The organism is Synechococcus sp. WC101 (assembly GCF_047461555.1).
Classification (GTDB): Bacteria; Cyanobacteriota; Cyanobacteriia; order Thermostichales; family Thermostichaceae; genus Thermostichus.
This window is the reverse complement of sequence record NZ_JANSHG010000102.1, coordinates 1-9,387: the sequence shown is the minus strand read 5'-3', so window position 1 is coordinate 9,387 and position 9,387 is coordinate 1. Positions and strand designations below refer to the sequence as shown.

The 9,387-nt window shown below is 60.3% G+C and carries 6 protein-coding genes and 1 pseudogene; 3 read left to right on the top strand and 4 right to left on the bottom strand.

All coding sequences use genetic code 11. The features are described from left to right. The 3 genes from cas3 to NW809_RS08200 all read right to left on the bottom strand — a co-directional run. Positions 1-2,044: CRISPR-associated helicase Cas3' (gene cas3 / locus NW809_RS08210; RefSeq protein ID WP_414401917.1), on the bottom strand; the 2,044-nt coding region annotated here is incomplete at its 3' end. A gap of 2 nt (positions 2,045-2,046) precedes the next feature. Next, positions 2,047-3,027: a helix-turn-helix transcriptional regulator gene (locus NW809_RS08205; protein ID WP_414401916.1), complete on the bottom strand. Its 981-nt coding sequence runs from the start codon at positions 3,025-3,027 to the stop codon at positions 2,047-2,049. Positions 3,028-3,202: 175 nt separating this feature from the next. Continuing rightward, the gene (locus tag NW809_RS08200) at positions 3,203-4,156 is read right to left on the bottom strand and encodes an RluA family pseudouridine synthase (RefSeq protein WP_414401915.1); all 954 of its coding nucleotides are present in this window, start codon (positions 4,154-4,156) and stop codon (positions 3,203-3,205) included. Positions 4,157-4,468: 312 nt separating this feature from the next. Here NW809_RS08200 and ppsA point away from each other — a divergent pair, with 312 nt between their 5' ends. Further along, a complete protein-coding gene (gene ppsA / locus NW809_RS08195; RefSeq protein WP_414401914.1) occupies positions 4,469-6,934 on the top strand; it encodes a phosphoenolpyruvate synthase in 2,466 nt (821 codons plus the stop codon). A gap of 69 nt (positions 6,935-7,003) precedes the next feature. After that, a complete protein-coding gene (locus tag NW809_RS08190; protein ID WP_414401913.1) occupies positions 7,004-8,263 on the top strand; it encodes a dihydrolipoamide acetyltransferase family protein in 1,260 nt (419 codons plus the stop codon). Between the two features lie 4 nt (positions 8,264-8,267). On the opposite strand, the gene NW809_RS08185 is transcribed toward NW809_RS08190, so the two are convergent. Then, on the bottom strand, positions 8,268-8,621 hold the full coding sequence (locus NW809_RS08185; RefSeq protein WP_099812372.1) for a rhodanese-like domain-containing protein: 354 nt from the start codon (positions 8,619-8,621) through the stop codon (positions 8,268-8,270). Between the two features lie 336 nt (positions 8,622-8,957). Between NW809_RS08185 and NW809_RS08180 the strand changes: the two are divergent. Next, positions 8,958-9,387, top strand: a pseudogene (locus NW809_RS08180) (right-handed parallel beta-helix repeat-containing protein); the annotation flags it as partial.

Below are 9,387 nucleotides of genomic sequence, written 5' to 3'. Positions count from 1 at the left end.
AGATAGAGCTGCTCTCCCGAAAATTAGCCTTGCCCTCCTCAGCTAGCTCTGGTTCCACTATCCACAAGTAGGGAGCAGATAGCTCAGGTGGTCGCTTGTCCCGCGGATGGCGGTGGAGCCGCCCAGAGCGCTGTAGGAGAAGATCAATGGGAGCGGGATCGCTGATCATTAAGTCAAAATCCACATCCAAGCTTTGCTCAATGACCTGGGTTGCCACCAAAACAAAACGAGAGGGACGGAGATGTCCATTTTTGCCGAATCTCTCCAGGCATTGCTTCTCAATCTGCTCTCGATCTTTGAATAAAAAGCGCCCGTGAAACAGGCCCAATTCTTCCGGCGGAAAATACTTCTGGAGATGCTGAAACACCCACTGGGCGCGATCTACCGTTGAGCAGATAACAGCAACGCACCCGCCCCCTTTGGAAAGCACTTGCGAGAGTTCTGCGGGCCACTGGTCATCCCTGACCCAGCGGATCCCCAATTGACGGCGCACATGCTCGGAAGGAGCAAAAGACTGAGCTAGGGCCGCTCCAGAAGCTAGGGCTGTGATGCGAGGGTAAGGGGCATTAGGTGAGTCGGGCGGGGGCTGTCCACAGCCTCTGGCATAGGCAGCCAGCAATCGTTGGCGGGTACCGGCGGGCAAGGTGGCCGAGAGGGCGATCACGGGGGATCCCAAAACGGCTGCCCACTCCAAAAATCGCTCCAGGAGAGTGCTGGTGTAGAGGTCGTAGGCGTGGATCTCGTCCAGGATGATGATGCGGCCTGCCAGACCAAACAGGCGGACAAACTGGTGGCGGGTCCGTACTGCTCCCATCAGAGCCTGATCAAGGGTGCCCACCCCGTAAGGACTGAGCAGCGTCCGCTTGCGGGCAGTGTGCCACTCGCTGGCAAAAACGCCTTTGCCCTCCTGGTCATAAACCTGATCCAGGCGACAGACGGTGTCCAGGTAATCTTCTTTGAGAGCTGCTGCCCCATGGCTGAGGGTTAGGTTTACGATGGCATCGGGATAGCGCTTTTGCAAAAATGACTTGACGCGCTCGAACATGGCGTTGCTGGTTGCCTGGGTAGGCAGGCCGATGTAAAAGCCACCGGCTCCGGCTTGATGCTGCAGGTGGTCGGCCAGGTAGAGCGCAGCTTCGGTTTTGCCCTCTCCCATGGCGGCCTCGACAATGACCAAGCAGGGTGGAGCCAGCCTGTCCTTCAGGTTAATGGCTGCCAATTGCAGCGGTCGCGGCTCGCTGATGAAGTCAAAGAGAGCCTGAAAAGTAAGAGGGCTGTCTGTGGGGGGCGCAATCCAACCCTGGGCTTTCAGGGCTTGTTGGGCCTTTTCGGCTATTCCTTGAGCGTAGGTCTCGAAGGGCTCGTCGTTGGCGTAGGGAAAACTCTCCGTATTCGAGGCAATCCAGTCGGCAACGGTTGCCAGGCCGGCCAAGATCATGGCGGCGGAATTGCTGCAGCGGGCAGGGATCCCCTCCCTCTTCAGCCCAACAAAATCTTGTAGTTGCTGGAAGATCTCTCGACGAAATGGGATCCACTCCCCTCGACCGACATCGTCGGGGGAGAGACTTTGAATATCCTGAAGTCCCGGGAAAAAGCCATGATGACCGCCGACAATAGCTGACAATTTTTGGGCCAGTTTCTTGGGCAGCCCCAGCTCTTCCAGAAAGCCGGGCAAGGTTGCGGCGGTAACCGTTCCATGAGGGGCTGCTTGGCCAGTGTTGGGATAGCTGCGCCACAGGTCGTAGAGACGGGATCCCACCAGCGCTTTTCCCACCTCGCTCACTTGAAATTGAAAGGCAGGACTGACTTTGCCTAGGTCGTGACACCCTGCCATGAACCCGCAAAAGCGAGCTAAGGGATCCCCTTCCAGCCCCAATCCTACTGAGAGCTGCTGACGAGCAAGGGGGCTAAGGTAGGTTTGCACGATCTCCATGGCCACAGCTGCCGTATCGGCTAGGTGGCAGAGGACGGGATGGTACAGAGGTCGGCCATCTTCTCGCAACTGTCCCTGTCCGGTCTTGGCCCAAAATCGGGACTTGCTCATCGCTAGGGCTCCTCGTCAACGTACTGCCGGCTCATCTCGCAGATCTCTTGCCGCATCATGTCCACCAAATCCGGAGGCTCCAGCACTCTGGCTCCTCTGCCGTAGCCCAGCACCCAGCGCTTTACATCATTCATCCCCCGCACGGTTATGCGCAGAATCAGGGATCCGTCTGGGTTTTCTTCAATGACCTGGGTCGGATGCCAGCGCCGCTCCCGAATGAAGGGTGCCGTTTGGGCGTCAAACCAAATTCTTACCTGGCGAGGGATCCCGCCCGCCTCATGCTGAAAAATCATCGCCAGATGGGCTTTGGGATCGAAAGTCGGGTCGATCTCAAAAGTTTCCGGCAGGGTTTTGAGAGCCAGGATCCGATCTACCCGGAACCAGCGCACTTCTTGTCTTTTGTGGCACCAGCCAATCACGTAGGGATTGGTGCCGCGGTAGATGTGCAAGAGATAGGGATCCAACTCCCGTTCCGACACTTGATCGCCTCGGCTGGCGGTGCGATAGCGCATCCACACTCGTCTTTTCTCCCGACAGGCATCCTCCAACCGCTGCCAAATCTCCCAATCCAGATGGGTTTCTGCTCCTGCGCGAAAAATGAGCCGGTCATCGGCCACCTGCTGTAGATCCAGCCATTCCTGCTCTGGGAGCCGTTGAGCCAGCCGCCCAATCGCCGAGCGCAACTGTGGGGCATAGGCGGATCCCGCATAGGCTTCCAGCATTCTGGCCCCCAGTGTTAAGGCAAACAGTTCCCCTTTAGTGAGAGATATTGTCGGCAACCGCCATTCCAGATCGGTGTAGTGATATCCTTTTTCGCGGTTGGTTTTGATGGGAGCTTGAAAGCGGTCTTTCAAGAAGCTGATGTCCGCCCTAACCGTTCGTTCGCTCACTTCCAGAGCTTTGGCCAGCGAAGAGGCTGTCTGCCTCTGCCCGGAGCGCAGCAACATATCCAGCTTCAAAACCCGCTCTAGCTGACGTAGCATTGCTTACTTTGGTGAGGATGAGCGCATTCTAAACAACTCACCCGGCAAAAGCGCTTCCGACTTCTCTAAAGGTTTGCTGAAGATTGAAACCTTTTGGGCGCAGGGAGCAACCTGGATCCCGTCGGATGGAATCAGGGGGATCCCTCTGCAAGGTGGGAACGGCCACGGCGACGCTTCATCTGACTTGGCTGCGCAATTGCCGCAGGAGCCGCTCGAACTCCTCAGGAAGGGGGGCAGTAAAGTGCATCGGCTGGCCGCTGCGCGGGTGGATGAAGGAAAGTTTCCAAGCGTGAAGGGCTTGGCCGCTCAGTTTGACAGGGCTGGTTTTGCTCTGGGTGTAGAGGGGATCCCCGACAATGGGTAGGCGCATGTGGGCAGCATGCACCCGAATTTGATGGGTGCGCCCGGTCTCCAGCTCAAACTGCATCAGGGTGTAGTTGCCCAGCCGCTCCAACACTTGCCAGTGGGTTACCGCCACTCGCCCTTGGCCAGGGGTCAGGACGGCCATTTTCTGCCGATCCACCGGGTGCCTCCCAATGGGGGCAGAGATGGTACCTTGGCTTTGGGCTGGCCGGCCAAACACCACCCCTAGGTAGATGCGCCGAGCGGTCTTGGCTTGAATCTGAGCCTGCAGGTGCTGGTGGGCCTGATCGTGTTTGGCGATCACCAGGGCGCCGGTGGTGTCCTTGTCGAGGCGATGGACGATCCCCGGACGCTGCTCGCCGTTGATCCCAGAAAGGCGAGGACAGTGGGCCAGCAGCGCATGCACTAGGGTGCCGCTGGCATGTCCAGGAGCCGGGTGCACCACCAGGCCGCGCGGCTTGTTGATGACAAGCAGATCCTCATCTTCATAGAGGATATCTAAGGGGATCCGCTCCGGCTGCAAGGGGGTGGGGGTGGCCGGCGGGATCCGCACCTCGATTTGATCCCCGGCCTGCAGGGGGCGATCCTTATCCAGGCAGGGCTGGCCGTTCAGCCAAACTTGGCCCTGGCGGATAAGCTGCTGCAGGCGCGAGCGCGACAGCTCCGGCAGTTGTTCTGCCAACCCCCGATCCAGCCGCAAGCCCTGCTGTTTCTCCGTCACCGTCACCCAGCGAATTTCTGCCACTGGATCTCTGGGGTCTTCCATTTGCCCTGTTTCCGCAAACTGCTGCTTTGAAAACATTGTGGCAGAGCGGTTACTTTTGCATTAGGTAAAAAAGGTCGAAGATTTGTGTCAGCTTTCTCAGCAGGATCTTGGCAGGATTGGCTTTGTGTCATCTCCTTCTCAGGTTTCTCTAGGGGGCTGTGCCGGGATTTTAACCAGAGAAAAACCCTCAGTACAGTGGGGGTATAGCTCCTTAAAGCCGAGCCAGATTCTGGCTGGGGAAAGTTTCTTGCTACACGCAAGTGTTGCAGCACTTATTGCACAGTTGGTCCGCTGGGTACAAGGAGGCAAGGCATGTTGGATGGAGCAGCGCTGGGGTCCCAGCTTCAGCAACCCCCTCAACGCCAGCTTGGCTCAGAGCCGCCCTTGGTTTTGTCTCTCACAGAGGTGGGCCTACGGGATATTGCTCAGGTAGGCGGGAAAAACGCCTCCTTGGGAGAAATGCTGCAGCAGCTAGCCCCTAAAGGGATCCGCGTGCCCCTGGGGTTTGCCACCACGGCCCATGCCTATCGCCAGTTCATCGCCGCTGCCGGCCTCGAGGAGAAGCTGCGGGAGATCTTCAAAGACCTCGATATCGAGGATGTGCGGAACCTGCGCGAGCGGGGCAAGGCCGCCCGCACCTTGATTTTGCAGACGCCTTTCCCCCCAGAGCTGGAGCAGGCCATTGCCAAGGCCTACCAGGAGCTGTGCGAGCGCTACGGCCCCGATACCGATGTGGCGGTGCGCTCCAGCGCCACCGCCGAAGACCTGCCGGATGCCAGCTTTGCCGGCCAGCAGGAGACCTACCTCAACGTGCACGGGATCAAGGCGGTGCTGCAGGCCTGCCACCGCTGCTTTGCCAGCCTGTTTACCGACCGGGCCATCTCCTACCGCCAGATCAAGGGCTTCGACCACTTCCAGGTGGCCCTCTCGGTGGGGGTGCAGAAGATGGTGCGCTCGGACTTGGCCTGCTCGGGGGTGATGTTCTCCATCGACCCAGAAACCGGCTTCAAAGATGCGGTGCTGATCACCGCGGCCTATGGCCTGGGGGAAAACGTGGTGCAAGGGATCGTCAACCCCGACGAATACGTGGTCTTTAAGCCTACCCTGAAGCAGGGGCGGCGGCCCATCCTCTCCCGCAAGCTGGGCAGCAAGGCCCTGAAGCTGGTCTACGACGAGGAGGGATCCCGTTCCACCAAAAACGTACCCGTCCCCGAGAGCCTGCGCCGGCAATATGCCCTCAAGGACGACGAGATCCTGGAGCTGGCTCGCTGGGCCTGCCTTATCGAAGAGCACTACTCGGCGCTGCGGGGCCGCTTCACCCCCATGGACATCGAGTGGGCCAAAGACGGGATCAGCGGCGAGCTGTTCATCGTCCAGGCCCGCCCTGAGACGGTGCAATCCCAAAAGGCCGCCAACCGCCTCAAGACCTATCGCTTTACCCAGCCGCAGGCCCGCCCAGAACCCCTGGTGCGGGGACGGGCGGTGGGAGAGGCCATTGGCCAGGGCACGGCCCGCGTCATTTTGGATGTGCGCCGCTCGGATCAGTTTCAGGCCGGCGAGGTGCTGGTGACCGAAAAAACGGATCCCGACTGGGAGCCGATCATGAAAAAGGCCAGCGCCATCGTCACCAACCAGGGGGGCAGAACCTGCCATGCGGCCATCATCGCCCGCGAGTTGGGGATCCCGGCCATTGTTGGCTGCGGCAACGCCACGCAGGTGCTCCGCTCCGGCGATCCCATCACCGTCTCCTGCGCCGAGGGGGAAGAAGGGCGCGTCTACCCAGGTCTTTTGCCCTATGAAGTTACAGAGATCCCGCTGGAGGAGCTGCCCCGTCCCCGCACCCAACTGATGATGAACGTGGGCAACCCGGAAAAAGCCTTTGGCCTCAGCGAGATCCCCTGCGATGGCGTGGGGCTGGCACGGCTGGAGTTCATCATCGCCAACCACATCCAGGTCCATCCCTTGGCTTTGCTCCACTACGAGCAGGCCGTCAAGGAGGAGCCGCGCCTGGCGGAGCTCACCGCCCAGTACCCTGACAAGCCGGAGTACTTTGTGGACAAGCTGGCCCAGGGGGTGGCCACCATCGCCGCCGCCTTCTACCCCAAGCCGGTGATCGTGCGGCTGTCGGACTTCAAGAGCAACGAATACGCCCACCTACTGGGCGGAGCCCGCTACGAGCCCCACGAGGAAAACCCGATGATTGGCTGGCGGGGGGCCTCCCGCTACACGGATCCCCGCTACCGCGACGGCTTTGCGCTGGAGTGCCGGGCCATGAAACGGGTGCGGGACGAGATGGGCCTGGCCAACGTCATCTTGATGATCCCCTTCTGCCGCACCCCCGAAGAGGGACACAGGGTGCTGGAGGAGATGGCCCGCCACGGCCTGGTGCGGGGGGAAAACGGCCTGCAGGTGTACGTCATGTGCGAGCTGCCCAGCAACGTCATCCTGGCCGACGAGTTCTGCCAGATCTTCGACGGCTTTTCCATCGGCTCCAACGACCTCACCCAGCTCACCCTGGGGTTGGACCGCGACTCGGCCCTGGTGGCCCATCTTTTTGACGAGCGCCACGAGGCCGTTAAGCGGATGATCGCCCGGGTAATCCAGACCGTGAAAAGCCACGGGCGCAAGATTGGCATCTGTGGCCAGGCCCCCAGCGACTACCCTGACTTTGCCCGCTTCCTAGTGCAGCAAGGGATCGACTCTATTAGCCTCAACCCGGATTCCCTGCTGAAAACTCTGTTGGTGGTGGCTGAGGCGGAAGGCGATGGTACCCAATAGGCTCAGGGGGCTGCGCTGAGATCGCGTTGGCTGGGTTACAATCTTCTCTGCTGTGTTGCCATCCCCGCCATGATCCACGAACTCTCCATGCCGGCCCTCAGCTCCACCATGGAAACGGGCAAGATCGTTGCCTGGCTGAAAAACCCCGGCGACCGGGTGGAGAAAGGGGAAAACATCCTGGTGGTGGAGTCGGACAAGGCGGACATGGACGTGGAGTCCTTCCACAGCGGCATTCTGGCCAGCATCCTCATCCCAGCAGGGGAATCGGCGCCGGTGGGCGCCCCCATCGCCCTCATTGCCGAAACCGAAGCGGAGGTGGCCGAGGCCCAAGAGCGAGCCAAGGCCCTCTCTAAGGGTGCTCTACCGGCAACTGCACCTACTGCAGTCCCCACCCCCACAGTTCAACAGCCAACCCCTGTCCCTGCGGCGATCCCCACCCCCACCCTTCCAACTGGCTCCAACGGGGCCGGATCCCAGCGGATCCTGGCTTCCCCACGGGCGAAAAAATTGGCAGAAAGCCTGGGGATCGACCTGCGCACGGTGCGCGGCTCCGGCCCTGGTGGGCGCATCGTGGCCGAAGATGTGGAGCGGGCTGCAGCTCAGGCCGCCTCTACGCAAGCGGCAGCTCCCCCCCCTGTCTCTGCGGCTGCCCCGTTGGGAGAAGTGGTTCCCTTGAGCACGTTGCAGGCGGCGGTGGTGCGCAACATGAACGCCAGCTTGGGCGTGCCGGTGTTCCACGTCGGCTACACCATCACCACCGACAGCCTGGATCAGCTTTACCAACAGGTGAAGCCCAAAGGGGTAACCCTGACGGCCCTTTTGGTGAAAGCGGTGGCCCTGACCCTAGAAAAGCATCCCCTCCTCAACGCCAGCTACACGGAAAACGGGATCCACTACAAAGCCGAGGTCAACATTGCCGTGGCGGTGGCCATGGAAGACGGCGGCCTGATCACCCCTGTGCTCAAGCAGGCCAACCGGACCGATCTCTACGAGATCTCCCGCCGCTGGAAGGATCTGGTGGAGCGGGCGCGGCGCAAGCAACTGCAGCCGGAGGAGTACAACAGCGGCACCTTTACCCTCTCCAACCTGGGCATGTTTGGGGTGGATCGCTTCGACGCCATCCTGCCTCCCAACCAAGGAGCTATTTTGGCCGTCGGCGCTGCTCGCCCCACCGTGGTGGCCACACCAGAAAAAGCCATCGCCATCCGCTCCCAGATGCAGGTCAACCTCACCTGCGACCACCGCGTTATTTACGGCGCCCACGCGGCGGCCTTCTTGCAAGATCTGGCCCAGTTGTTAGAACAAAAGGTGGGATCCCTGACGCTGTAGAAGCTCAATAAGTGGGCAGGCTGGGATCCACCTCAAGAGCCCAGGCGTGGATGCCGCCGCTGATGTTGTAGACCTGGCTGAAGCCGTTGGCCAGCAGCCACTGGCTCACTTGGGCAGAGCGGATGCCGTGGTGGCAGAGGACAAAGGTTGGACAATGGGGATCGAGCTCCCTCAAGATTTGCTCGCGCCACTCTTGGTACTGGCTCAAGGGGTAGTTGCGAAACCCGAGGGCACTGAGATTGGCCAACTCCAACTCGGCCGGTTCCCGCACATCGATGAGTTGCAGAGGACCAGCCTCGGGATCCCTCAGGCGGGCAGCTAGCTGCTGCGGCGCAACCGAGCGAACGAAAGAGGACATGGCTGACCTGTAACCCTATCTGGACCCGTTCTCAGGATATAGCGGCTCAGCGTCTACCCTGGTCTGCTTGCCATTGTTGCAGGTCGTGGTTGGCCGGCAACCCTTCCTTCAGCAACCCCCTGTCGAGTTACTTGGGGCAGCCCCCCTAGAACTCCAAATTTCTCGAAGAAATTTTAACTGTACTGATTGCGGATCCTCTGCCAAGTTCAATAGGGCAGGGATCCCTTTTGGGAGGCTCTGCTTGAGAGAATTGGATCCCAGGGGTTCATCCGGGCTCTAGGTATCCGCAGTTCTGATAGGCTTGACCGATAGGGACTTGCCAAGGATTTTCCACCGATGAAAGGCCCCCTTTCCACAGACGGCCAAGTATCCCAATCTAGCTGGCGAACCGGTTCCCTCTTGCTGACTCTGTTGGCAGGGATCGCTTTCGGCTGTGGAGGAGGAGGCACGGGCAACTCTCCTCCCCCACCATCGCCAGGTGGTGGGCCCGTCATCCTGCAAGTGGATCCAGCCAAGGGCCCCTTTACCAAGCTGGCCGATGCTGTGGCACAGGCGCAGCGGCTGCAAAATGCCACAGAGGGGCTAGAGGTGCTGATCCAGATTTTGGGGGCGGGCAAGGAGAGGCTAGAGAAGGATCTGGCCTTGGATGGGGGCGACGGCACCAATGGCGGGCGGATTCGGATTACCAGCTCCACAGCTTATGAGATCCTGGCCGGGTTGTTCGACGTGATCGTAGCCAGCCAAACCAGCCTGCAAGGGGTGGAGG

What these genes read in the sequence shown, in the direction of transcription:
- NW809_RS08205 (WP_414401916.1), bottom strand. Translation starts at nt 3,027, where the DNA reads ATGCTACGTCAGCTAGAGCGGGTTTTGAAGCTGGATATGTTGCTGCGC.
- NW809_RS08200 (WP_414401915.1), bottom strand. Translation starts at nt 4,156, where the DNA reads ATGGAAGACCCCAGAGATCCAGTGGCAGAAATTCGCTGGGTGACGGTG.
- ppsA (WP_414401914.1), top strand. Translation starts at nt 4,469, where the DNA reads ATGTTGGATGGAGCAGCGCTGGGGTCCCAGCTTCAGCAACCCCCTCAA.
- NW809_RS08190 (WP_414401913.1), top strand. Translation starts at nt 7,004, where the DNA reads ATGATCCACGAACTCTCCATGCCGGCCCTCAGCTCCACCATGGAAACG.
- NW809_RS08185 (WP_099812372.1), bottom strand. Translation starts at nt 8,621, where the DNA reads ATGTCCTCTTTCGTTCGCTCGGTTGCGCCGCAGCAGCTAGCTGCCCGC.